This is a genomic window from Amycolatopsis sp. NPDC004772 (assembly GCF_053601215.1).
Map to the genome: position 1 here is coordinate 43,985 of NZ_JBSGBK010000001.1, position 22,992 is coordinate 66,976.

24 protein-coding genes are annotated in these 22,992 nt (G+C 73.1%); 14 read left to right on the plus strand and 10 right to left on the minus strand.

What is annotated here, in order from left to right; genetic code table 11:
- Positions 1–27: 27 nt before the first annotated feature.
- Positions 28–1,374, minus strand: coding sequence for a glycosyltransferase (locus ACWEF6_RS00215; protein WP_449680844.1), 1,347 nt, complete (start codon positions 1,372–1,374; stop codon positions 28–30).
- 56 nt (positions 1,375–1,430) lie between these two features.
- Here ACWEF6_RS00215 and ACWEF6_RS00220 point away from each other — a divergent pair, with 56 nt between their 5' ends.
- The 5 genes from ACWEF6_RS00220 (at position 1,431) to ACWEF6_RS00240 (ending at position 6,189) form a co-directional block, all read left to right on the plus strand.
- Entirely contained in the window at positions 1,431–3,434 is a 2,004-nt protein-coding gene (locus ACWEF6_RS00220) for a glycosyltransferase (protein ID WP_449680845.1), read from the plus strand.
- Positions 3,435–3,478: 44 nt separating this feature from the next.
- Positions 3,479–4,102, plus strand: coding sequence for an RNA polymerase sigma factor (locus ACWEF6_RS00225; protein ID WP_449680846.1), 624 nt, complete (start codon positions 3,479–3,481; stop codon positions 4,100–4,102).
- Positions 4,056–5,129, plus strand: coding sequence for a hypothetical protein (locus ACWEF6_RS00230; RefSeq protein WP_449680847.1), 1,074 nt, complete (start codon positions 4,056–4,058; stop codon positions 5,127–5,129). The genes ACWEF6_RS00225 and ACWEF6_RS00230 overlap by 47 nt, the downstream gene beginning before the upstream one ends.
- Positions 5,130–5,217: 88 nt before the next feature.
- Positions 5,218–5,766, plus strand: a complete 549-nt coding sequence (locus tag ACWEF6_RS00235) for a hypothetical protein (RefSeq protein ID WP_449680848.1) — start codon at positions 5,218–5,220, stop codon at positions 5,764–5,766.
- A gap of 18 nt (positions 5,767–5,784) precedes the next feature.
- A complete protein-coding gene (locus ACWEF6_RS00240; protein ID WP_449680849.1) occupies positions 5,785–6,189 on the plus strand; it encodes a VOC family protein in 405 nt (134 codons plus the stop codon).
- 24 nt (positions 6,190–6,213) lie between these two features.
- Here the strand turns inward: ACWEF6_RS00240 and ACWEF6_RS00245 are convergent, their stop codons facing one another.
- The 3 genes from ACWEF6_RS00245 to ACWEF6_RS00255 form a co-directional block, all read right to left on the minus strand.
- Positions 6,214–6,612, minus strand: a complete 399-nt coding sequence (locus ACWEF6_RS00245; protein ID WP_449680850.1) for an ATP-binding protein — start codon at positions 6,610–6,612, stop codon at positions 6,214–6,216.
- A gap of 86 nt (positions 6,613–6,698) precedes the next feature.
- Complete coding sequence (locus tag ACWEF6_RS00250; RefSeq protein WP_449680851.1) at positions 6,699–7,484, minus strand: GAF and ANTAR domain-containing protein; 786 nt, start codon at positions 7,482–7,484, stop codon at positions 6,699–6,701.
- Between the two features lie 83 nt (positions 7,485–7,567).
- Positions 7,568–8,623: a LacI family DNA-binding transcriptional regulator gene (locus ACWEF6_RS00255; RefSeq protein WP_449680852.1), complete on the minus strand. Its 1,056-nt coding sequence runs from the start codon at positions 8,621–8,623 to the stop codon at positions 7,568–7,570.
- Positions 8,624–8,738: 115 nt separating this feature from the next.
- Here ACWEF6_RS00255 and ACWEF6_RS00260 point away from each other — a divergent pair, with 115 nt between their 5' ends.
- Positions 8,739–9,749 (plus strand): glycoside hydrolase family 3 N-terminal domain-containing protein, encoded by a 1,011-nt coding sequence (locus ACWEF6_RS00260; protein ID WP_449680853.1) that lies wholly within the window; start codon positions 8,739–8,741, stop codon positions 9,747–9,749.
- A 70-nt stretch (positions 9,750–9,819) separates the two neighbouring features.
- On the plus strand, positions 9,820–10,398 hold the full coding sequence (locus tag ACWEF6_RS00265) for a TetR/AcrR family transcriptional regulator (protein WP_449680854.1): 579 nt from the start codon (positions 9,820–9,822) through the stop codon (positions 10,396–10,398).
- A gap of 27 nt (positions 10,399–10,425) precedes the next feature.
- On the opposite strand, the gene ACWEF6_RS00270 is transcribed toward ACWEF6_RS00265, so the two are convergent.
- The gene (locus ACWEF6_RS00270; RefSeq protein WP_449680855.1) at positions 10,426–10,962 is read right to left on the minus strand and encodes a MarR family winged helix-turn-helix transcriptional regulator; all 537 of its coding nucleotides are present in this window, start codon (positions 10,960–10,962) and stop codon (positions 10,426–10,428) included.
- A 57-nt stretch (positions 10,963–11,019) separates the two neighbouring features.
- On the opposite strand from ACWEF6_RS00270, the gene ACWEF6_RS00275 reads away from it, so the two are divergent.
- The gene (locus tag ACWEF6_RS00275; protein WP_449680856.1) at positions 11,020–12,210 is read left to right on the plus strand and encodes an FAD-dependent monooxygenase; all 1,191 of its coding nucleotides are present in this window, start codon (positions 11,020–11,022) and stop codon (positions 12,208–12,210) included.
- A 55-nt stretch (positions 12,211–12,265) separates the two neighbouring features.
- A complete protein-coding gene (locus tag ACWEF6_RS00280) occupies positions 12,266–12,808 on the plus strand; it encodes a hypothetical protein (RefSeq protein ID WP_449680857.1) in 543 nt (180 codons plus the stop codon).
- A gap of 12 nt (positions 12,809–12,820) precedes the next feature.
- On the opposite strand, the gene ACWEF6_RS00285 is transcribed toward ACWEF6_RS00280, so the two are convergent.
- Both ACWEF6_RS00285 and ACWEF6_RS00290 read right to left on the minus strand, forming a co-directional pair.
- A complete protein-coding gene (locus tag ACWEF6_RS00285) occupies positions 12,821–13,423 on the minus strand; it encodes a response regulator (protein ID WP_449680858.1) in 603 nt (200 codons plus the stop codon).
- The gene (locus ACWEF6_RS00290; protein ID WP_449680859.1) at positions 13,420–14,541 is read right to left on the minus strand and encodes a sensor histidine kinase; all 1,122 of its coding nucleotides are present in this window, start codon (positions 14,539–14,541) and stop codon (positions 13,420–13,422) included. Before ACWEF6_RS00290 ends, ACWEF6_RS00285 begins: the two co-directional genes overlap by 4 nt.
- Before the next feature lie 154 nt (positions 14,542–14,695).
- Here ACWEF6_RS00290 and ACWEF6_RS00295 point away from each other — a divergent pair, with 154 nt between their 5' ends.
- From ACWEF6_RS00295 to ACWEF6_RS00315, 5 genes are all read left to right on the plus strand, one after another.
- Entirely contained in the window at positions 14,696–15,580 is an 885-nt protein-coding gene (locus ACWEF6_RS00295; protein WP_449680860.1) for an ABC transporter ATP-binding protein, read from the plus strand.
- Between the two features lie 13 nt (positions 15,581–15,593).
- The gene (locus ACWEF6_RS00300) at positions 15,594–16,313 is read left to right on the plus strand and encodes an ABC transporter permease (protein WP_449680861.1); all 720 of its coding nucleotides are present in this window, start codon (positions 15,594–15,596) and stop codon (positions 16,311–16,313) included.
- 29 nt (positions 16,314–16,342) lie between these two features.
- On the plus strand, positions 16,343–17,779 hold the full coding sequence (locus tag ACWEF6_RS00305) for an alpha/beta hydrolase (RefSeq protein WP_449681027.1): 1,437 nt from the start codon (positions 16,343–16,345) through the stop codon (positions 17,777–17,779).
- Between the two features lie 180 nt (positions 17,780–17,959).
- Positions 17,960–18,445 carry a hypothetical protein gene (locus ACWEF6_RS00310; protein ID WP_449680862.1) on the plus strand — a complete coding sequence of 162 codons (486 nt, stop codon included), beginning with the start codon at positions 17,960–17,962 and terminating at the stop codon, positions 18,443–18,445.
- A gap of 145 nt (positions 18,446–18,590) precedes the next feature.
- Entirely contained in the window at positions 18,591–19,781 is a 1,191-nt protein-coding gene (locus ACWEF6_RS00315; protein ID WP_449680863.1) for a tetratricopeptide repeat protein, read from the plus strand.
- 222 nt (positions 19,782–20,003) lie between these two features.
- On the opposite strand, the gene ACWEF6_RS00320 is transcribed toward ACWEF6_RS00315, so the two are convergent.
- The 3 genes from ACWEF6_RS00320 to ACWEF6_RS00330 all read right to left on the minus strand — a co-directional run bounded on the left by ACWEF6_RS00320 (position 20,004) and on the right by ACWEF6_RS00330 (position 22,845).
- Positions 20,004–21,623 (minus strand): glycoside hydrolase family 27 protein, encoded by a 1,620-nt coding sequence (locus ACWEF6_RS00320; RefSeq protein ID WP_449680864.1) that lies wholly within the window; start codon positions 21,621–21,623, stop codon positions 20,004–20,006.
- Between the two features lie 285 nt (positions 21,624–21,908).
- Positions 21,909–22,331 (minus strand): hypothetical protein, encoded by a 423-nt coding sequence (locus ACWEF6_RS00325; RefSeq protein ID WP_449680865.1) that lies wholly within the window; start codon positions 22,329–22,331, stop codon positions 21,909–21,911.
- A 46-nt stretch (positions 22,332–22,377) separates the two neighbouring features.
- Positions 22,378–22,845 carry a hypothetical protein gene (locus ACWEF6_RS00330; RefSeq protein WP_449680866.1) on the minus strand — a complete coding sequence of 156 codons (468 nt, stop codon included), beginning with the start codon at positions 22,843–22,845 and terminating at the stop codon, positions 22,378–22,380.
- Positions 22,846–22,992 lie beyond the last annotated feature (147 nt).

The window sequence follows — 22,992 nt, forward strand, 5'->3', positions numbered from 1 at the left end:
GAGCTAGCTTTGCATCGATTGTGCAACTCATTCGGGAGGACGGTCCATGGCTTCGAGCAACCGGCGCGCCGCGGTCTGCGGGCCGCCTGACGCGAGCAGGCGCGCGGCGGCCTCGCGCACGCGGCCGCCCGACGACAGCACCGCGGTCGTGGCCTCGGTGACCGCGGCCGGGGTCAGGCGGCGCGGATCGAGCACGCGGCCCGCCGGAATGCGTTCGAGATCATGAGCGACCGCGAACTGGTCGCTGGAGAACGGCAGCGCGATGGCGGGCACCCCGGCGGCCAGGCATTCGGTGAACGTGTTGTTGCCGCCGTGGTGCACGACCAGGGACGTGCTCGGCAGCAGCGCCCGCTGCGGGACGTGGTCGAAGACCTCGATCCAGCGCTCGTCCGCGAACGCCGTGCGCAGCGGGTCGGCGCGGTTCCCGGCCGAGACCAGCACCGAGACGTCCGGCACCTGCGCCGCGCCGCGGACGACGGTGGCGAGCACGTCGTCGCGGGCGGAGAGAAACGTGCCGAACGAGACGAGGACGAGCCGCCGCCGCCCGCCGTCGGTCAGCCGCCCGACGCGGTCCCGCCACTCGGGCGAGAGCCCCGTCTCGCCGACGTCGCTGCAGTGCCCGGCGAACAGCAGCGCCGGCCCGGCCGGCAACGGCGGCAGCCACGGCAACTCGGGGTAATTGAACAGCACGGCCTCGGGCGAGGTCAGGCCGAACGCACTGCGCGGGGCCGGCCGGCCGGGAGCGTGCTCGGCGAGGAACCGGGTGAACAGCTCGGTGAACAGGCGGTCGTTGGCCGCCACTTCGGTCCGCAGCGCCGCCAGTTCGGCCGCCGGGGGCGTGATCGCCTCCGGCCAGTAGGGCGGCAGCCCGAAGAAGCGGTCCGGGCCCTCGACTACGTAACCGGGGTGTCCCGGGCAGAACGCCGCCCACCGCCGGTCCAGCGCCCGGAGTGCGAGCGTGACCGCGTAGGCCAGCTGGTCGACGAGGTACCAGTCCGGACGCAGCCGGTCGTCCAGGCGCCGCAGCGCGGCGTGGACGCCGGCGGGGTCGGGCAGCATGTCCGCCCGGCGGTGCCGGGCCTGGGCCAGCAGCGCCGGCACCGCGCCCGCGCGGGTGGCGTCGAGGAACTCGGTCAGCCGCCGGGCCCCGGCCGCCTGCTGGCGGGTGCGCTCGGCGATGCCGGTGTTGGCGTTGTCGCCGAACCCGAACGGCTCGAACCGCAGACCTCGCAACGCGGCGAGGTCCGCGAACGCGGGGTCGCACGCGAACGTCACGTCCGCGCCCTCGGCCGCCAGCGCCGCCGCCACCGTGGCGAGCGGCTGGGCGTGCGAGGCGAACGGCGGGCTCACCACCACGATCCGCGCTTCCGGCATCCCGTTCTCCCCGTCGTCGTCGCCGATCCGGCGGCCTTGTCCCCAGAGGTACTGCCGTGATCATCCACGACACCGCCCCCGCCGACGCGTTGACGGCGCTGCGGGACCTGCGCCCCGGCACCGACCTCACCCGGGTCGACGAGGTCCGCCGCGGCTTCCACCCGGCGTTCGGCGTCCCGGCCCTGGTCGAGTACGCCGGCGCCGGTCCGGCGGCGGGCGACGCCGATTCCGCGCTGGCCGAGTTGCGGGCCTTGGCCCGGGCGTCGGATCCGCCGCCACCCGCCGGCGTGCTGGCCGCCGTCCCCGAGGCCGAGGGAGTGCTCGCCGACCTGGGCACGTCCGTGGTCCTGGACCTCTTCGCCGCCTCGACCGCCGCGCACGGCTGGGTGGCGGCGGGCATGGCGATCCGCGCCGCCTTCGGCACGGCCTCGCCACGCCGTCGCGCGCTGCTGCTGGACCTGGCCGAGCGGCACGACGTCGGGGGTATCCCGGCCGGGGCGGTGGTCGAGGGCGCCGAGCACGACCGTGCGCTGCGGCACGCCGGGTGGCGGTACCTCGCGCGGCACAGCGGGGCGATCACCCGGGAGCGCGACGAAGACCCCTACGAACGGGCGCTGGCGGCGGTCTGCCGCGCGACCCCGGCCGACGCGCCACTGTGGACGGTCCCGCGTGCGCGTCGCGAGGGGCTGGTGGTAGCCCAGTCGATGCTGCTGGGCTCGTTCGACCAGCCCGGCGCCGGGGCGAGCGGCGGGCTGACCGTGCTCCTGCGGCACCTCGGCACGGCCCTGCCCCAGCACGACGGCATCGCCCGCGTGGTCACCCTGACCCCGGCCGGGCACGACGACCTCGCCGCCCGCCCCGCGCTGGCCGAGACCGACGGCGACGGGCACGTCGTGCTGCGGATCCCGGTCGACGCCCCCACCGCGCCGGCCCAGCTCGGGCTGTCCCGGCACCGCGCGGCGCTGACGTTCCTGGCGCGGCGGCTGCTGCGGCTGTCCGGCTGTCACCCCGATGTCGTGCACGTCCGGTACGCCGACGACGGATCGCTGGCGATCGCCGACGCCGCCACCGCGCTCGGCGCCCGGACCGTGTTCACCCTGACCGCGGACCCGCACCGCTCGCTCGCCGAGCGGCACCGGCCCGCCAGCGCCGAATCCCCGGCCGGCGCGCGGTTCGACCTGCACCGCGTGTACGCGGCCGACCGGCTGGTGGCGCGGGCGGACACGCTGCTCGGCCTGCCCGGGCGGCCGCCGGGGGAACTGCCCGCGTACTTCCCGGCGTTGCGCGGGCGCCCGGAACCGGAGTCTCTCGCCGAGGGGATCCCGGTGCTGCCCCAGGTCGCCACCGAGGATCCCCGGCAGCAGCAGCTGGCCGACTCCTTGTTCGCGCCGGACGACCGGCTGCCCCGGCTCGCGCCGGACGCCCGCGGCCTGCCGATCGTGCTGTCGGTGGGCCGGCTCCACCCGGTCAAGCAGCAGGACCTCCTGGTCGAAGCCTGGCTCACCCGCGGCCTGTACCGGCGGACGGCGCTGGTGCTCGTCGGGGGCGACCCCGCCCGTCCGACCGAGGACGAAACCCGGGTGCTGGACCGCATCCTCGCCCTGCACCGGGCGCACCCGCAGGCGGCGGGCCGCCTGGCCGTGCTCGCGGCGCTCGGCAACGACGACGTCCGGCTGCTCGAACACGGGCTCACCCGCCTGCTGCCGGCGCCTTCGCCCCACCTCTACGTCTGCCCCAGCCGCAAGGAGGAGTTCGGCATCGCGGTCCTGGAAGCGATGGAAGCCGGGCTGCTCGTCCTCGGCCCGCGCCGCGGCGGGCTCCGGCACTACATCGACCACGGCCGCAACGGCCTGCTGGCCGACACCTCCGGTCTCGACGCCTTCGGTGACGACCTGAGCGCATTCGTCCGCGCCGCGGCCGACGACCCGGTGCGGGCACGCGCGGCCGCGGCCGCCGGCCGGGACACGGTCCGGCGCCGGTTCGGCATCACCCAGGTCGCCGCCCGCTTCGCCGACGTCTACCGGCGAACGAGCCGCAAACCCCGAAGGCCGGCGTCGTGAGCCGCCGCCTGGCGGCCGGTGCTTCCATCGGCCGGGAGACGGCGATGCCGAGGACCGAAGGTGCCGTCAGGCCGCTCGTGCCCGACGACCTCGACCGGCGGTTCGCCGCCGGGGACGCGGGCGCGCTGCGCGCGGTCTTCGACCGGCACGGGCCCGCCGTGCAGCGGCTCGCCCGCGCGAGCCTGCGCGATCCGGCGGACGTGGACGACGTCGTCCAGTCGACCTTCGTCTCGGCCTGGAACGGCCGGAGCACCTACGACCCGGGCCGAGCCGGCCTGCTGGTCTGGCTGCTGGGGATCACCCGCCGCCGGATCGTCGACCTGCTGCGTTCGCGCGGACGAGAACACCGGGACAGCGAAGCGGCCGCGGCCGGTGCGCCGCCGGAGACCGCCGCGGCGGAGTCGCCGGAGCGGGTGCTCGACCGGCTGATCGTCGCGGACGGCCTGGCGCGGCTCCCGGAGGCGCAACGCCTGGTGCTGCACCTGGCCTTCTACGCCGATCTGACCCACACCCAGATCGCCCACCGCACGAACCTTCCGCTGGGCACGGTGAAAAGCCACCTGCGCCGCGGCATGCGCGCGCTGCGCGACCAGCTCGAGTCGAGCGCGGAGGAGGTGAACGATGGCGCACCCGGATCCCGATCGCCTCACGCTGCTCGCCCTCGGTGACCCCGGCCCCGACACCGCTCACCTCGACACCTGCCCGGCGTGCCGTTCGGACTACGACTCGCTGCGCACGATCGCCGGACTGGGCCGGGAAGTGGCGGCCGAGCTGTCGCTGCCACCGGTGGCCGACGACGTCTGGCACCGCATCGCCGCCGAGACCGGCCAGGACCCGGCGGGCTCGCCAGGGGCGGCCGTGTCGGCTGGCCAGGACCCGGCGGACTGGCCGGGGGCGGGCGTGTCGGCTGGTCGGGACTCGGTGGGCTTGCCGGGGGCGAGTGTGCCGGTCGGCCAGGACTCGGTGGGCTTGCCGGGGGCGAGCGTGTCGGCTGGTCGGGATTCGGTGGGCCCGCCGGGGGCGAGTGTGCCGGTCGGTCAGGACCCGGCGGACTCGCCGGGGACGAGTGTGCCGGTCGGTCAGGACCCGGCGGACTCGCCGCGGGCGAGCGTGTCGGCTGGTCGGGATTCGGTGGGCCCGCCGGGGGCGAGTGTGCCGGTCGGCCAGGACTCGGTGGGCTTGCCGGGGACGAGTGTGCCGGTCGGCCAGGACCCGGCGGACTCGCCGCGGGCAACCGTGCATGCGCTCCCGCACCGTGGCCGGCGGACTCCGGCGCGCCGGCTGTTCCGGTACGCGGCCGTTGCCGTGGCGGCGGTTCTGGTCGCGGTCACGTTGGTGGTGACCGCCTCCGGCGGCGACCCCGGCCGGGTGGTGGCCGAGGTACCGCTGAGCCGCCAGGCTGGCGCACCGGCCGGGGCCGGCGGGCAGGTGCAGGTCGTCGACGACGGGTCCGGGACGGTGCGGCTGAACGTCCGGCTGACCGGGATGCCGGCCGCGGAGGGCCTCTACGAGGTGTGGCTCTACGACGGCGTGAAGACGATGGTCCCGCTCGGTGTCACGGCGGGGGCCGACCTCGAGGTCGCGGTCCCGCCGGGGCTTTCCCTGAGCCGGTTCCCGGTGATCGACGTGTCGGCCCAGGCGCTGGGGCAGCAGGAGCACGGGACGAGCGTGCTGCGGGGGACCGTCCGTGCCTGATCGCCGGGAAACTTCCGCACGGCTGCATCCGATCCGGGGCCCCGGCTCGTATCCCGGGTGTCCAGTCCTCATCGGGAACGGAGTCATCATGCGCGTTCGGATGCTCGGGATGTCCATCGTGGCCGCGGCGGCCCTGGCCGGCGTGGCCGCCGCGCCCGCTCAGGCGGCGCAACCGGCCCACGGCGTCTCGCACCACCACCCGTACCCCTTCGGGAAAGGCCGGACCGACCTGACGCTCGATCCGGCGGCCGCGAAGGCGCTCACTTCGCTGGGGGTCAAGGTTTCGCCGGTCCTGGCCCGGGTGAGCCACCCGGGCGGCCAGACGGTCTTCGGGTTCACCATCGTCGGCAACCCCCAGGACGGCACCATCGAGCACCTCGGCGGGCTGCTGCTGCGCGCGGGCGGCAAATGCCTTTACCTGACCGGCTACACCATCGATCTCGGGCGCGGTGTGGTGAGCGGCCGGATCGACTTCGGGACCCGCGCCGACCTGTTCACCGTCGGCGCGGCGACCCCCGCCGGGGTCACCTTGGCGTTGACGGCACCGGCCGCGGCGCTGCTGAACAAGACGTTCGGCGTCAGCGCGTTCACCACGGGACTGGTCATCGGCTACGGGAACCCGATGATCCGCAAGTGATCGGAAGGGAAGGGCACCATGGACGCACCGGGTCTGCACGCGTACCTCAGCTACCGGGACGCGGCCGCGGCCCTCGGCTGGCTGACCGCGACGGGGTTCGCGGTCGTGTCCCGTGTGGACGGTGCCGGCGGCGGCGTCGTCCACGCGGAGGTCCGGTTCGGAACGGTCGTGCTGATGATCGCCACCGCCGACGCGGACTACGACCGGCCGCGGTTGCTCGGCCGCAGCACCGGGGACGGGCTCTACCTGGGGTTCGACCGGCCCGAATCGGTGGACGGCTGGTTCGGCAGCGCCGTCGCGGCGGGCGCGCGGGCGGTGATCGCGCCGGAGGACACCGAGTGGGGGACGCGCCGCGCCCGCGTGCTCGACCCGGAGGGCAAGGAGTGGAGCGCCGGGACCCATCGCCCGGGGGCGGCCTGGTGAGGGCGCTCCTTCGCCGGTGGCGGTTCAGCGCGGTGGGGTGAGGTCGATCTCGGCCCACACGGTCTTGCCGGTGGGCCGCTGCGACTGACCCCAGGACACGCTCATCCCGGCCACCAGCTTGAGCCCGTGCCCGCCGCCCGCGGAGGGCGGCTGCGGGCAGACCGGATCGAGGCAGGTGTCGTCGACCTCCACCGAGAGCCAGTTCCGCTTGCGCAGCAGCCGGACCTGACGGGGCGGCGACCCGTGCCGGAGGGCGTTCGAGGCCAGCTCGTCGACCACCATGAGGGCGTCGACGCGCTGGTCCTCGGGCAGGTCCTGCAGCAACCGGTCGGCCCAGGCACGCACCCTCGCCAGCTCGGCGAGGTCGTCGGCGACCTCCAGCGCGATCACCCGCAACGAGTCGTCCAGCTGCTCGGTAGGCATCGAGGCCCTTCCTGTCGGTCGAGACGAGTCCGTGTGGGGCAGGGACTACCCGCTGGCCGCGGCGATCAACCCGCCCGCCGGAGAGTTCAGCCGGTGGGCAGGTCGATCTCGGTGTGCCGGTCGGCGAGCGTGCGGGCCAGGTCGGCGAGCTTGACGTTGAGGTCCTGGGACGTGCGGCGCAGGACGTCGAACGCGTCGTCCGCGGAGACGCCCCGGCGCGCCATGATGATGCCCTTGGCCTGGCCGATCACGTCCCGGCTGTCGATGGCTCTGCGTAGGTGGGCCGCCTGCAGCTCGGCTCGGGTCACGGCGTCGGTGGCGGCCAGGGCGAGGGAGGCGTGGGTGGCGAGCAGCAGCAGGACGTCGCGGTCGGCGGCGTCGAGCCCGTGGCGGTCGCGGGAGTAGACGTTGAGCGCGCCGCTCGACTCGCCGGCCGGGGGCCCGCTGATGAGGGCGGTGGACAGCACGGACCCCATCCCGAGTTCCGTGGCGGCCGGCGCCCAGCGGGGCCAGCGCGGTTCGGCCGTGAGGTCGGGGGCGATCGCGACGGCCGGGCCGCCGGGCTCGGCGGCTTCGACGCAGGGGCCTTCCCGGAACCGGTACTGCAGCCGGTCGAGTTCGGTGGCGACCTCGTCGGTCTCGGCGGGGGTGTGGAAGCCGCCGTCGGCGTCGAGGAGCGTGAAGCTGGCGAGGTCGGCGTCCGGGACCATCGCCGTGGTGGCTTCGAGCACGCGCTGCAGGACGTCCTCGACGGTCGGGGCGGTGAGCAGGGTGCGCGTCAGCTCGGCGAACTGCCGGGCCAGGGGCCCGGGCGCGAGGAGGTCGGAGACGAACGCCTGTTTGTCGCGCTGCCAGTCCTGGTCACTGCTCATGCCGATCTCCCCGGGTCGCTGCGGAAGACGGCTGTGTGCTCAACCATCGCGACGACCAAACTAGCCCGCCGGGGCGCCGCCCGCTACGGCCGCCTGGGGCCCGGCGGGCCCGTGGTGCGCCGCCGCACCAGTTCGGTGGGCAGGGACACGTCGTCCGGCTTCGGATCGCCGCGCAGCAGGGCGAACAACAGCTCGGCGGCCGACTGTCCTTTTCGGACCATCGGCTGCCGGATGGTGGTCAGGCCGCGGGATCCGGCCTCCGGCGCGTCGTCGAAGCCGACCACCGACACGTCCTCGGGTACCCGCAACCCGCGCTCGGCCGCCGCTTCGAGCACGGCGATGGCCATCGTGTCCGACGTGGCCACCACCGCCGTCACGTCGTGGCCGGCCAGGAGGCCGTGCGCCGCCGGGACGCCCGCGGTGCGGTCGAAGCCGCCGGCCTCCATCAACGGCAGCCCCTCGAAGTCCAGGCCGGCGGCTTCGGCGGCCTCCTGGTAGCCGGTGAGCCGTTCGCGCACCACGCGTTCGGTGCAGGCGGCGCGGCGGCTCGCGTCGACCATCCCGCGGAAGCCGTCGGGCACCAGGCGTTCGGCGATGATCCCGAGCCGGCGGTGGCCCAGCTCGAGCAGGTGCTCGACCTGGGTGCGGGCGGCCGCGCGGTCGGGGATGCCGACGAGCGGGACGTCCGGCAGCCGCGGGGCGTCGACGACCACGATCGGGAGGCCGCGCGACCGGAGGGTCAGCAGCGCGGGGTGGTCGTCGGGCAGGCTGTGCACGATCACCCCGTCCACCAGGCCGCGCAACGCCGCCTGGCCGCCGCCGTCGTGGGGGAGCGGCAGGAGCGTGAGGCCCAGGTCGTCGAAGCGGCGCGTCCGCACGATGCCTTCGAGCAGGCACCGGGTGGAGGGGTCGGTGAAGGCGTACTCGAGGGTGTCCATCAGCATCACGCCGATCGCGCCGCTGCGGCCGGAGCGGAGACTGGCGCCGACGGCGTCGGGCCCGGCGTACCCGAGCCGGGCGGCGGCCGCCAGGATCGACTCGCGCTGGGCCGTCGAGAGCTTCTCGGGCCGGCCGTAGGCGTAGGACACCGCGGCCTGCGAGACCCCCGCGGCCCGGGCGACGTCCTTCATCGTGACCATCGGCAGTCTCCTCGATCGAGTCCGGTGACGCACGACCGCTTGACAGCGGATCCTGCTCTCCGTTCAAATTTAATCGTATAACCAACCACGCAGTGAAGTCGGGAAGAGGCCGGACGTGACCGAGTTCGAACGCGACGCGCATGCCGTCCTGCTGCCGGTCGCCGGTGCGCTGAAGCCCGAACCGTGGCTTCGCGACCTGGTGGGACGGGGTACGCGGGCGGTCCTGATCGGGGAGACCCGCGAGGAGTACGTCGCCCGCGCGATGACCCCCGAGCGGCGGGCCGTCGAGTCGGCCGCGGACTTCGCGGCGTTCGCCGCCGACCTGGACGACATCGCCGGGGAGCCGCTGCTGTTCGCGGTCGACCAGGAGCCGTGGGGGATCGCCCGGCTGCACGACCTGGTGCCCGTCTTCCCGGACGCCGGCACCCTGGCCGGGCTGCCCGACGAGGAGATCGCCGCGGCCGCGGCCGCCGTCGCGCGGGCCGCCCGCGCGCTCGGGGTCAGCGTGTTCCTCTCCCCGGTGCTCGACGTCCTCTCCGGCCCGAACCCGTGGCTGACCGGCCGCACGCTGCCCTTCGGCCACGACGAGGTCGGGCGCATCGGAGCCGCGTTCGTGACGGGCGTCCAGAGCGCCGGCGTGCTGGCGGTGGCGAAGCACTTCCCCGGCCACCCCGAGCTCGCCCTGGACCCGGCCCTGCACGACACGGCGCTGGAAGAGCCCGTCCCGGCGAACCTGACCCCGTTCCGCCGGGTGGTGGCGGCCGGCGTGGGCGCGATCATGACCGGCCCGGTGGTGGTGCCGGCGATCGACCCGGCCGAACCCGCGTCGACCTCGGCGGCGACGGTGGCGGTGCTGCGCCGCGACCTCGGCTTCACCGGCCTGGTCGTCAGCGACGACCTGGACACCCCGGCCACGACCAAGGGCCGTCCGGTGCGCGAGACGGTGCTGGCGGCGCTCGCCGCGGGCGCGGACCTCCTCCTGCTCCCCGGCGGCCCCGAAGTCGCCGAGCTGGCCGCCGCCATCGCCGCCCGGGCCCAGGCGGACGACGCGTTCGCCGTCCGCCTGGCCCAGGCCGCCACCCGGGTCCGCCGCGCGGCCGGCGACTTCGCGCGCGGAAGGGCTTGACCCGCCCCGGTCACCTCGTGCGGTAGCATCGATGTGGAGATCATCTCCAGTTGCTACGGCGGGGGAGCGCGTGACTGCCGACAAGCCGCTGCGGGCCGACGCCCAGCGCAAGCGCGAGGCCCTGCTCGCCAAGGCTCGGGAAGTCTTCGACGCCGGAGGCTTCTTCGACCTGCGCTTCGACGACTTCGCCCGGCTGGCCGGCGTGGGCACCGGCACGCTGTACCGGCACTTCCCCACCCGGGAGGCGCTGGCCGAGGCGGTCTACCGCGGGGAAGTCGCCATGCTTTGCGAGCGCGCCCGCCGGTTGCAGGCCACCCTGCCCCCGGCCGAGGCGCTGGCGACCTTCCTGCGCACCATGGTCGATCACATCGCTGCCCACGCGGGCCTCGCCCGAACGCTGGCCACGCTGTGGGCCGACCGATCGGGTGCCCTCGCCGAAGGCGGCCGCGCGCTCGAAGAGGCGGTCGTCGACCTGGTGGCCGCCGCGGTGCGGGACGGCACCGTCCGCGACGACGTCGACGCCGGCGCCGTGCTGATGGCCCTGCACGGCATCGGCGCGGCCCACGACCGCCCCGGCTGGCGGACCGAGGCCGACGGTGTCATCACCCTCGTGCTGGACGGGCTGCGCCGCCCGCGCGAAGACGGATAGCTCGCCGCTTCGGCGAAGAAACCGGTGTCACCGAGCCAGCGGCTCCTGGCCGCCCGTCGGATGACGCCGCCCGGACGAGCCGCCCAGGCGGTGGTTCGCCTGGGCCGAAGCCGTCGTGATCCGGGACAGGAACGCGGTGACGATCCGGAGCTCGTCCGGGTCGGCGGCCTGCAGGACGGCCGCGACCTCCACGCCGGCGAAGGCGAGGAACTCGCGGGCACGCTCGCGGGCGGCGGGGGACGGGCGCAACGTCACCCGGCGGCGATCGGTGCTTTCGCGGCTGCGCCGGAGGTGGCCGGCCGCCTCGAGCCGGTTCACCAGGGCCGTGGTCGCACCCGTCGTCATGCCGATCCGCCGGGCCAGCTGCACGGGGGACAGCGGGGTGCCCGTCTCGGCGGCCCAGGTGATCTGACTCAGGGCGTTGGCGTCCGACCCCGGCAAGCCCATCCAGGCCGCGAGGTGCTGGGTGAGCTCGGCGAAGCCGACTGCCCAGTCCCGCAGCGAGTGCATCACGCCGACCTGGGCCGAGGTCCAGTCGGCGGTCAGCGGATCCGGCGTGGCCATGCAGATCCCTTCACCATGAAGTAGCTTCAGAGTAAAGCTACCTTGATCGGGAGTGAGATGAGCACACGACACGCGGTGGTCTCCGGGGCGAGCATCGCCGGTCTGTCGGCGGCCTTCTGGCTGCGGCGGACCGGGTGGGAGGTGACCGTGCTGGAACGAGCCGGGGCGTTCCGCGACGGCGGGCAGAACGTGGACGTCCGGGGCGCCGGCCGCGAAGTCCTGGCACGCATGGGCCTGACGGAGGCGATCAAGGCCCGGAACACCACCGAAACCGGCACCGTCTTCGTCGACGCCGCCGGGCGGGTGCTGGGCGAACTGCCCACCGGCGGCCCGGACGGCGCGACCGCCGAGCTCGAAGTCCTGCGCGGCGATTTCGCCCGGACGATCCTCGAACACCTGCCCGACGGCGTCGACATCGGTTACGGCGAATCGATCACCGAGGTCGGCGAGGACGCCGCCGCGGTCTCGGTGACCACCACGTCGGGCCGGACGCTGCGAGCCGACCTCCTGGTCATCGCCGAAGGCGTCCGGTCCTCGACCCGCGACCGGCTCTTCGGCGACCGCGTCGAACGCCGGGACCTCGGGATCGCGATGGTGTTCGGCACGATCCCGCGGGTCACCGGCGACGACGACCGCTGGCGCTGGTACACCGCCGTGGGCGGCCGCCAGGTGCACCTGCGGCCGGACAACCACGGCACCACGCGGGCCATCCTGTCCTTCTCCCGCGCCGAAGACCTGACGCGCCTGGACCGGGCCGGCGCGCTCAGCCGCGTCCGTGCCCGCTTCGCCGACGCCGGCTGGGAAGCACCGCGAGTGCTGGACGCCTTCGACACCGCCGAGGACGTCTACATCGACAACCTCACCCAGATCCGCATGCCGGCCTGGCATCGCGGGCGGGTCTGCCTGGCCGGCGACGCGGCCTGGTGCGTCACCCCGATGGGCGGGGGCGGTGCGTCACTCGCGCTCGTCAGCGGCTACGTCCTCGCCGCGTCGCTGGCCGCCGCGGAAGGCGGCGACCTCGAACCGGCGCTCGTGGCCTACGAGGAGTGGATGCGGCCGCTCGTCGACGACGTCCAGACGCTGCCGCGCTGGATCGTGCCGTTCGCGTACCCGCGGACCCGGTTCGGGGTGCGGCTGCGCCGGATGGCCGACAAGGTCCTCACCTCGCGGCCGTTCGCCCCGCTCGTCGCGAAGGTGACGAGCGTCGCGGCCACCGAGCGCCCGCTGCCGCACCTCGTGACGAGCTGAGGAATCGTTGCTCGCCGGCGCTGCGGCCGGGCGTCCCGGCGGTCACGATGGACGGGTGACGCGGTGGACGGTGGGCAAGCGCTTCCGGCAGGTGCTGGTGTTCCTGCACGTGGCGGTGTCGGTCGGCTGGATGGGGGCGGGCGCGGCGAACGTCGTGCTCGCGATGACGGCCGGCTACACCGGAGACGCGGCCGTGCGGCGGGTGTCGTACGTGCTGATCGAGCGGATCGACGACTTCGTGGTCATCCCGGCCGCGTTCGCCACACTGGCCGGAGGCGTGCTGCTCGGCCTGGTGACGAAATGGGGGGTCACGCGGTTCTGGTGGGTGCTGGTGAAGCTGGTCCTCACGGTGGCGGTGATCGGCTACAGCACGTTCGGTCTCGGGGTCTGGGTCGAGCAGAGCATCGCGGCGGCCGGTTCCGGGATCGAGAGCCCGGTGGCGGGCCGGCTGGCCTACGGGGCCGGGCTCAACATCCTGGCGTTCTTGTTCATGACGTGGTTGTCGGTGGCCAAGCCCTGGGGCCGCACCCCGTGGGCGCGCCCGCGACCGGCCGGGCGAAGCCGGGCCCTCGCTCCGGCGACGTCCGCGACCCGGTGACGGCCGCGGCGGTCACAGCCAGTCGTGCTCGTGGGCGTAGCGGGCCGCTTCGTGGCGGGTGCGGGTCTGGGTCTTCTGCATCGCGTTGGACAAGTAGTTGCGCACCGTGCCCTCGGCCAGGTGCAGCCGGCCCGCGATCTCGGCCACCGAATACCCCTCGCGCGTCGCGCGCAGGACGTCGAGCTCGCGTTCGGTCAGCGGGCAGTCGTCGACGACGGCGAGCGCCGAGACGTCGGGGTCGATCCAGCGCTTGCCCGCGTGCAGGGTCTGGATCACCGCGGTGATGTGCGCGGGTTCCGCGGCCTTGCTGACGAACCCCTGGACGCCCAGCTTCAGCGCCTTCCGCAGGACGCCGGGGCGGGCGTGCCGGGTCAGCATGAGGACGACCTGCTCCGGGCGGGCCCGCCGGATTTCCGCGACCGCGCCGAGACCGTCCACCGCCGGCATTTCGAGGTCGATGACGAGCACGTCGGGGCGGTGCCGCAGGGTGGCCGCCACCGCCTGCTCGCCGTCTTCGGCTTCGGCGAGCACGGTGATCCCGCCCTCCAGCGGCAGCAGCGCCGCCAGCGCCTTGCGCAGCAGGACTTCGTCGTCGGCGAGCACCACGGTCGTCATCGGACGGCTCCGCCGAGCTCCGGGAACGCCACCGCCGTCAGGAACCGGCCGTCCTCGTGCGACACCTCGAGCTCGCCTCCGTTCTCCGCCAGCCGGTGCCGCAACGCCGAAAGCCCGCCGAGCGGGCCGGGCTCGCCCGCGCCGTCGTTGACGATGGCGATCCCGGTGCGGCCGAGCGTGATCCGCACGTGCCGGGCCTCGGCGTGACGCAGGATGTTCGTCGTCGTCTCGCGCAGCACCTGACCGAGCAGCTCGCCGACGCGCGTGTCCGGCTCGGCTTCCCGTTCGAGGCGCACGTGGATGCCCGCTGCCTCGAACAGGTTCTTCGCGTTCTCCAGCTCCGCCGACAGGTTGAGCCGCCGCTGGGCGTAGGCGAGCTCCTTGGTCTGGACGATTGTGTCGCCGACGAGCGTGTGCACCTCGCGCAGCTCCTCCCGCGCGCGGTCCGGGTCGGCGTCCAGGAGCTTCTCCGCCAGCGCCACCTTGAGCTTCACCACGTGCAGCGTGTGCCCCTGGATGTCGTGCAGGTCGCTCGCGAAGCGGACGCGCTCCCGGGCGACGGCCAGTTCCGCCTCCCGCTCGCGGGACTGCTCCAGCTCGGCGACCAGGTCGAACAGCCGCTGGGTGGCGAACATGAACCCGGTGGAGATCAGCACGGCGATCGCCGGGACGGCCACGAACTGCACCAGCCGCGGCCCGGTGTCACCGGGGTGCACGAGCAGGTTGGGCAGGCCCAGGACCGCGACCAGCGCGGCGACCCCGAAGAGGGCCGCGAGCCGGTGCCGGCGCAGCGGGGGGACGAGGAACGACCCGACGATGGACACGCCGAAGAACGCGCCGGTGTCGTCCGTCAGTGCCCCGGCCAGCCAGACGACCGAGGTGACGGCCAGGCTCGGCCGCGCGACGCGCAGGTAGTCGCCCGCCGTCCAGCGTTCGGCCGTCGCCAGCGCCGCGACGAGCCCGACGACCTGGATGCCGGCGTGCCACCACGACCGGGCGGTGAGTCCCAGCAGCAGCACGCCGACGAAGGCCAGCGGCGGCACCGTCGTGAGGAGGTTGAGCCGGCGCAGCCGGTCCTGCACGGCTCCGCCGGACCACCTCCGGCGGGTCTCGGTCATGGTCCTCCGGGGTCGGCGCGGTACCCGCCAGCATGCCGCACCGCCCGGGGCCCCACCAGTGACGCCACGTCATGCTTCCGGGGCCGGAATGTCACGGTGCGGTGGTGACGCGAGCGCACTGCCGCCCCGCCGCGATCGGCGCTGGAATGGCGGCATGTCCACGACACCGGTCATCGACGTCGATCGTCTCACCCTCACCTACGGCGGCTTCCCCGCCGTGAAGGACCTTTCGTTCCAAGTGGAACGCGGAGAGCTGTACGCCTTGCTCGGCACCAACGGCGCCGGGAAGACCTCGACCCTGGAAACGGTCGAAGGGCACCGCACGCCGACCTCGGGTGCCGTGCGGGTGTTCGGAAAGGACCCCCGCGACCGCGCCGCCGTCCGCCCGCGGATGGGGATCATGCTGCAGGAGAGCGGGTTCTCGCCGGACCTGACGGTGCGCGAGACCGTCGGCCTGGTCGGGCGGCTCACCGAACGCACCGACGACGTCGGGCGCGTGCTCGGCGTCGTCGGCCTCACCGGCAAGGCCGGGACCAAGGTGGGGCAGCTCTCGGGCGGCGAGAAGCGGCGGCTGGACTTCGCCACCGCCGTGTACGGCACCCCCGAGCTGGTTTTCCTCGACGAACCGACCACCGGCCTGGACATCCAGTCCCGCGACGCGCTCTGGGACGCGGTGGACCGGCTGCGCGAGGACGGCTCGACCGTCGTGCTGACGACTCACTACCTCGAGGAAGCCCAGCAGCGCGCCGACCGCATCGGCCTGATGCACCAGGGTGCCTTCCACCGCGAGGGCACGGTCGCCGAGCTGACCCGGACCCTGCCCGCGACCATCCACTTCGGACTGCCGCCGCACGCGCCGGCGCCGCCGCTGCTGGCTTCGCGGGGCGGCGACGGCAAGTTCCTCGTCGAGACCTTCGGCCTCCAGAAGGACCTGCACACGCTGCTCGGCTGGGCCGAGGACCACGCCGTCGAACTGCAGGACCTGGCGGCCGGGCCGACCCGGCTCGACGACGTCTTCCGCGCCATCGAACACTCCTGAGAGAAGGATTCCCATGCTCACGATCGCTCGCGGCGAGCTGATCCAGATCTTCCGCAACCGCCTGGTGCTGGTCACCGCCCTGGTGCTGCCGGCCGCGCTGAGCGCGTTCTTCGTCGCCAAGCGCGACCTGTTCACCGAGGGGGGCAGCATCGGCTACATCGCGACGCTGGCGCTGTTCTTCGTCGCCGGGATCGGCCTTTACACGACGTCGGTGACCACGCTGGCCTCCCGCCGCCAGAACCTGTTCCTCAAGCGATTGCGCTCCACCGCGGCGGGGGACGCCGGCATCCTCGGCGGACTGCTGCTGCCGATCACCGCGCTTTCCGTGCTGCAGATCGCGGTCATCCTCGGCGTGCTGGCCGGGGTCGCCGGGAAGCCGGCGAACCCGCTGCTGCTGACCGCCGCCGTGGTGGCCACCGTGGTCATGATGCTGGCGCTGGGTCTGGCCACGGCGGGGCTGACGAACTCGCCCGAGCACGCGCAGGTCACGACGTTGCCGATCAGCATCGGCGTGCTCGCCGTGTCGGGCTGGGTCGGCCTCACCGGCACCGGCGACCTGACGTTGCTCAAGCGCCTGCTGCCCGGTGGCTCGGCGACCGAGCTGGTGCTGAACGCCTGGAACGGCGGCGTCCCGCTCGCCGATTCGCTCGTGCTCTTCGCGCCGACGCTCGCCTGGGTCGTCGTCGCCGTCGCGCTGGCCGCGCGGCTCTTCCGCTGGGAACCGCGCCGCTGAACCGCGGCCGGACGAAAGGAACACCGATGTTGCGCAAGACCCTGCTCACCACCGCGGTCGCCCTGCTCGGCGCGACGGCCGTGGCCCCGGCGTCCGCCGCGACCGGCCCGGCCTGGGGACCGTGCCCGGCCGGCGCCTTCCCGGTCCCGGACCTGCAGTGCACGACGATGAAGGTGCCGCTGGACTACGGCGACCCGGGCGGCCGCACGATCGACCTCGCCGTGTCGCGCATGCCGAGCAAGCACCCGGAAAAGCGCCGCGGCGTGCTGTTCACCAACCCGGGCGGCCCCGGCGGCGAGGGCCTGGACTACCCGCAGCTGCTGAAGTACCTGAAGCTGCCGGAGAGCGTGCTGGACGCCTACGACGTCATCGGGTTCGACCCGCGGGGCGTCGGGCGCAGCACGCCGGTGACGTGCGACCTGACGCCGGAGCAGCTGGCGGTCGGCAACCTGCCCTACGCCGACGGCCCGGCCGACGTCGTGAAGCAGGCGAAGCTGGCGAAAACCGAGGCACAGCAGTGCCGGGACGCCGCCACCGGCCCGATGCTGCCCCACGTCACCACCGCGAACACCGCGCGGGACATGGACCGCATCCGGGCCGCGCTCGGCGAGTCCAGGCTGTCCTACCTCGGCGCGTCCTACGGCACGTACCTGGGCGCGGTGTACACGACGATGTTCCCGGGCCGCAGCGACCGCATCGTGCTGGACAGCAATCTCGGCCCGGACGGCTACGACATCACGGCGATGCGCGCGTTCGCCCGGGGCATGGAAGACCGCTTCCCGGACTTCGCGAAGTTCGCCGCGGCGCACCCGGAGTACGGCCTCGGCCGCACGCCGGCGGAGGTGACGGCCAAGTTCCACGAGCTGGCGGCGCGCTTGGACCGCACCCCGGTGGCGGAGGTGACGGGCTCGGTCTTCCGCGGCTTGACGTTCAGCGGCCTGTACGCGACGGACCTGACCCCGCTGGCCGCGGACTGGCAGGCCCTCGACCAGGGCCGGCCACCGAAACCGGCGCCCGTGTGGGGCTCGGTCGAGAACCTCTTCGCCTCCCGCTTCGCAGTGATCTGCGGCGATTCGCCGTGGCCGCGATCGGTGGCGACGTACCAGGTCAACGTGGCGGTCGACCGCATCCGCTACCCCTTGCTCGGAGCGGCCACGGCGAACATCTCGGCGTGCGCCTACTGGGCACCCCCGAAGGAGCAGCCGGTGCGAATCACCGGCCACGGCCCGTCGAACGTCCTGATGGTGCAGAACGACCGCGACCCGGCAACGCCGTCGGTGAACGCCCTCAAGCTGCGCAAGGCATTCGGCGAGCGCGCCCGGATGGTGACGGCCGACCAGGGCGGCCACGGCGTGTACCTGGGTCTGAACCAGTGTGCGAACACAGCGGTGACGAACTTCCTGGCGACGGGGGAGCGGCCCGCGCGTGACGTCCACTGCGCAGCCCAGGTCGGCGGGGGTTCCTGAGGGACCGCGCCGCCCGGTCAGCACCCGATGCGCGACGACGTGCTGAAGCCGCGGTTGCGTGCCGAGGACGCTCTTCATCCCTTGTGAAGCGTCGGACTCGGTGGACGACGCGACGGCCGGCGCGCTGCCGGCGCGCGCTGATGAGGAAGTCGGCGGTGTGGCCGGGCCGTTCGGTTCTCGATGGCCAGCCCGGCCGCCAGAGCGATCATGCAGTGCCTCATCGACGCCAGGATCATCGGCCACGGCCCGTGGATGCGGGCTCAGCTGGTGAAAGCCGGAGCCGCGGAGTACCTGCCGGCGTGGGAGCGGGCCCGGCTGAGCGAGAGCTGGTTCGAGGAGGCGATCGACCAGCTGACGGCCTGTGGAGTCGGCGACACCGGGATGCTCCTGGCGCGCTCCGGCGATGGCTCCGACGCGAGCGTGACGGAGCAGATGTACCGGCTCAACGACTACCTGGAGTGCGAGTTCGTCACCGAGGCGGGAAAGCATGCACTACCGGCCCGGCATCTGTGGTCCGCACTGTTCGCGTTTTCGGCACCGAGCAGCTTGATCCCGATGGGGCGCGAGTGCCGGCGCCGGGGCCTCCTTCGCGAAGCGGCGCAGTTTTTCAAGCTTGTGCGTGACGGCGCAACCTCGGCCGCGCGCGCCGCGAACTCGCCGACATGATGCGCAGTTGCGTTCGGGGTGTTCGCCTGGACTCGGCTCGGCAGCGGCATCTGGCCGCTGTGCGGGGCCATGGCGGTCGCCGCCGGGCTCTTCGCCTGGGCGGGCATGAAGCAGCTTCCTCAGCGTGCTGAGGTAGGCGACAGGGTTGAACACCTTGCCCGGAATCGCTGAGCTCGTTACCGAATACGTCGACGAAGCACGGGCTGTCCGGTGGCTGTGGGAGCACGCGCAAGCCGGCGATGCCGATGCCTACCTGGTCGGGGCGGATCTGCTGCTCGGCCGTGGTGAGATCGAGGAGGCGCTGCGCTGGTGCGACCGAGCGATCGAGCTGAACGTCGCGGGTGCGCGCATCCACGCAGCCAGGATGTACGCGCGCGCCGGCCTCAGCGATACGGCACTGGCGCACGCCCCGCATGCTGCCCGCCAAGGTGGACCGCAGGCGCTCGCCGAAGTCGCCAAAGTTCATGTGGAGCGCGGCCTTCGCCGTCGAGCGATGGAATGCTACGCCGAGGCCGCAGCACGCGGACACGACGAGTCGTGGGTGTCGGCCGCGGAACAAGCCGCGTTCCTCTTTGAGGTGGCTGCCGTTGCCGACTACTACCGGCGGGCCCGCGGTGCGGGATCGCCGCAGGCGGCGGCTCGGATCGCCGTCGCACTGTGTCGTCCCGACAGGCCGGAGACGATTCACGAGGCGGTGCGGTGGTACCTCGGTGTAGTGGATTCGGCTCACCCGGACACGGCACTGCCGGTGGCGGACTTCTTGGGTGGTGATGCCGCCGTAGCCGCGCTCGAGGCGTATTCGGCTCGCCACGGAGCGGACCCGGGCACGGCGATGAAGTGGCTGGCCGAGGGATTCGCATTGGCCGCGAGAAGAGCCGCGGCGGCGAACGCGTCGTTGCAGGAATCCACCAACACCGCGAAATTCCTGGGGGAGATGCCCTTGCGGGAGTTCGGTGGTGCGGTGTACTGGTTCGAGCAGGCGGCTTGCCACGGCTACCCCGCCGCACGGCTGCAAGCCGCGGAGTTGCTGCTCGAGTTCGATCGCACGTCCGAAGCGTTGGTGCTGCTGCGGGAGGTGCAGTCGACGGGACTGCTGCGCCGGACGGATCCGCGGCTGCTGGTCGCGTTGATCAGGGAGAAGCACTTCGACGAAGCGCTCGCGATGATCGAGTCCGAACTGGACGTCGGGGAACGTGGACGCTCGAGTCATCCTGGCCGACCGGCAGGTGCGGCAGAACCGGTACGACAAGGCGCTGGACCACTATCTCGTCGCCTTCTGCCGTGGGCGGGCCGATGTCTGGGACAAGGTCGAGCGGATCTTGAAGGCCAATGGTGATACCACCACTCTCGACGAGCTGCGTATGTACGGCGTGACGGTCGAGGGCAAGCCAAGTCTGCCGTGGACGTTGGAGGACCTGGCGGTCGTCGGTGGCGATGAGGAAGGTGGCTAGGGAGGAGGCCGGGCGCCGCCCGGCACCGGGGTTCCGTGTCCCCGGTGCCGTGGCGGACGGAGGTTCTCGTGCGGAGTGCTGTGTCCGAGCCGGTTCAGTGGTGACGCTCACGCCGTGGGCGCGGTCCACTGCTGGTTCGCCTGGCCGTTGCACGCCCAGAGGAGGACCTTGGTGCCGTTCGCGGTGCCCTGGCCGCTGGCGTCCAGGCAGAGGTTGGACTGGACGCCGGTGATCGTGCCGTTCGCGTTGACCGTCCACTGCTGGTTGGCCTGGCCGTTGCAGTCCCAGATGACCACGGCCGTCCCGTTGGCGGTGCCCTGGCCGGATGCGTCGAGGCACTTGTTGCCGTAGACCGTCAGCTGGCGGCTCGCCGTCCGGGTCCAGGTCTGGCCCGGGCCGCCCTGGCAGTCCAGCAGTTGCAGCTGGGTGCCGTTGGCGGTGGTCGCGTTGGGCACGTCGAGGCAGCGGCCGGACTGCTTGCCGGTGATCGGCCCGCCGCCCGCCGGGGGTGTGCCGTCGGTGCCGGTGACGGTGAGCAGGGCCGCTTCGCCGGCGCCGACGGTGGTGGCGTAGCTCGAAGTGAAGGTGCCGCGGTCGGTGCCGGCCCAGACGTCGCGGACGACCGCCGAGCCCGACAGGCCCAGTGCCGACCACCGGGCGGTGATGGTGGCGGCCGAGCCGGTGCGGTTGAGCAGGACGACGGCCCGGCGGCCGGTGCCGGACAGCACCTTCTGGTAGACCTGCAGGCCCGAGGCGTCCTCGGCGACCTTGGTGCCCTGCCGGCCGAGCGAGTCCTGGTCGATGGCGATCATCTCGCGGTTGGTCAGCGTCGCGCGGGTGGCCGCGCTCATGTCGCTGGGCTTGTTGCCCGCGATCAGCGGCGCGCCGGAGATCGCCCACAGGCTCAGGTGGGTGCGGTTCTGCGCGTCGGAGAAGCCGGGCAGGCCGGCGATGAGCATGTCGGGATCGTTGTAGTGGCCGGGACTCTGCGCGCTCGGGTGCTGTGCGGCGTCGAAGTTGGCCAGCATCTTCGACATCGACGGGCGCTCGCCCCAGTAGATGATGTCGCCGCTGGTCCGCCACAGGTTGGCGATGCCGGGCGCCCAGTTCCAGGGCTGGTTGCCGCCCCATTCGCAGACGGAGAAGGTCATCGGGCGCCCGGTCTGGGCGGTGGCGCGCGAGATGGAGTCGCTGATCTGGGTGTAGGCGGTGCGGGCGTTGAGCCCTTCGGCGTTGCCGCCGCACCAGTCCACCTTCACGTAGTCGAAGCCCCAGCGGGAGAACTGGAGGAAGTCCTGGTCGTAGTGGCCTTCGGCGCCGGTGCCGGGGTAGGCGGGGTGTCCGGTGGGGTAGTAGTAGCCGCAGCCGTTGCGGCCGGCGTCGGTGTAGATGCCCGCCTTCAGGCCCTTGCTGTGGATGTAGGCGGTGATGGCGGACATCCCGCCGGGCCACTTGGCGGTGTCGACGGTGATGTTGCCGCTCGCGTCGCGGCTGCCGGTCCACCAGCCGTCGTCGATGTTGACGTACTCGTAGCCCGCGTCCTTCATGCCGGAGGACACGAGCGCGTCCGCCTGCTGCTCGATGACGGTGTGGTCGATCGCCCCGGCGAAGGAGTTCCAGGAGTTCCAGCCCATCGGCGGCTTGGTGATCGGCGCCGGCGCGGCGGCGGCGCTCGACGGCGTCGCGAGGGAGAAGAGGGCGGCGATCAGTGCGCAGACCGTCCACAAAGGACCCGGTGAGCGCTTGGTTCGGCGTGCTTGCGCGTGCGGCAACGGAAACCCCCATCGGCAGTGACGGTGGAATGTGAACGCTAACACAACTGCCGCGGAGGAGGCTTTTCCCGCTGAAACTTTCAGTTTCCGGCGCCGGAGCCGGGCGGTGCGCCGCCGGACCCGCTCCCGCAGGCAGCGAGAACGGCCCCGGCCGCACCGACCCCCAAGACCCTCAGCACCCGGCGGCCTTCGTACCGGGGATTCGGATCGCTCATGACGGCGAATCTGCCGCGTGAGCGTTCAGTCGCACCAACCCCACCCGCTGGTGGCGACGGCGTCGCCGACCCAGCCCGCGTAGCTGATGCAGTCGGGCGCGTAGCCGCGCACGACCGCGTAGTACTTGAAGTTCCCCTGGTCGATCAGGTTCCGGCTGTGGTCCTCGGAATCCCGGTACAGCGCGGCCATCGTGTCGCTGGCCACCCCGATGGACGTCCACTTGATGGTCACGACGCAGTTGTAGCCGCCGGACTTGTAGAGCAGGTAGACACCGCCGTACTCGCGTCCGGCGTCGGTTTTGGCCGGCTTCGAGGAGATGACGCGGTAGCCGCTGCCGCAGACTTCGGCCGCGGTGTACGGGTTCGTCGCCGCGCTGGCGGGCGCCGCGGTCGTCACCACGGCCGCGGCGCTCAGCAGCGCGCCGGCGAGAATGGTCCGGGTTTTCATGGCGATTTCTTCCTTCGCTCGGCTCGGTACACCGGGTGGGCGCAGGCTACGGGCGCCAGACCCGGCGTTCGCCCAGGTCGTCCCGGTGCAGGTTGACGCCGGGGCTGCAGAGTTGCGGCCCGTCCGCGCCGAGCTCGCACACCTGGATGGAGAGGCGGTCGAACCCGCCGACCCGGTCGGGATCGCCGACGGAGAAGTTGAACGGCACCGTCTTGCCGGGGCCCGCGGTGCGCCCGTCGCCGTCGACCTTCGTGTCACCGGCGTACGCGGTGAAGTAGACCCTGGTGGCGAAGTTGCCGCCGAAATCCTGCACGCTGCCCTGCAGGACGGCGCTCCGATTGCTCCAGATGACCCCGCCGGAACTCAGCCCGAGCGGGGAGACGTCGTTGCTGATGTCCCACGAGTCGTTGGGGAACGCGGTCGTCGTCGCGCCGGCCTGGCCGGCCAGAACCACCGGCAACGCCGCCGCGGCCACGGCCACCGCGATTCCCCTGATCCACGTCTTGCCCGTCATCGTGCGTGTCCCCTCGTCAAGATCGACCTGCTGTCGCCGGGGAGCCTGGCAGCGGGCACTGCAGTCGCACTGCAGTCTCGCGGAACGTGGCCGGTCGGGCGGAGCGGACGAGTGCCTCGGCCGAAAGTACGAGACGGGCTCGCCTCA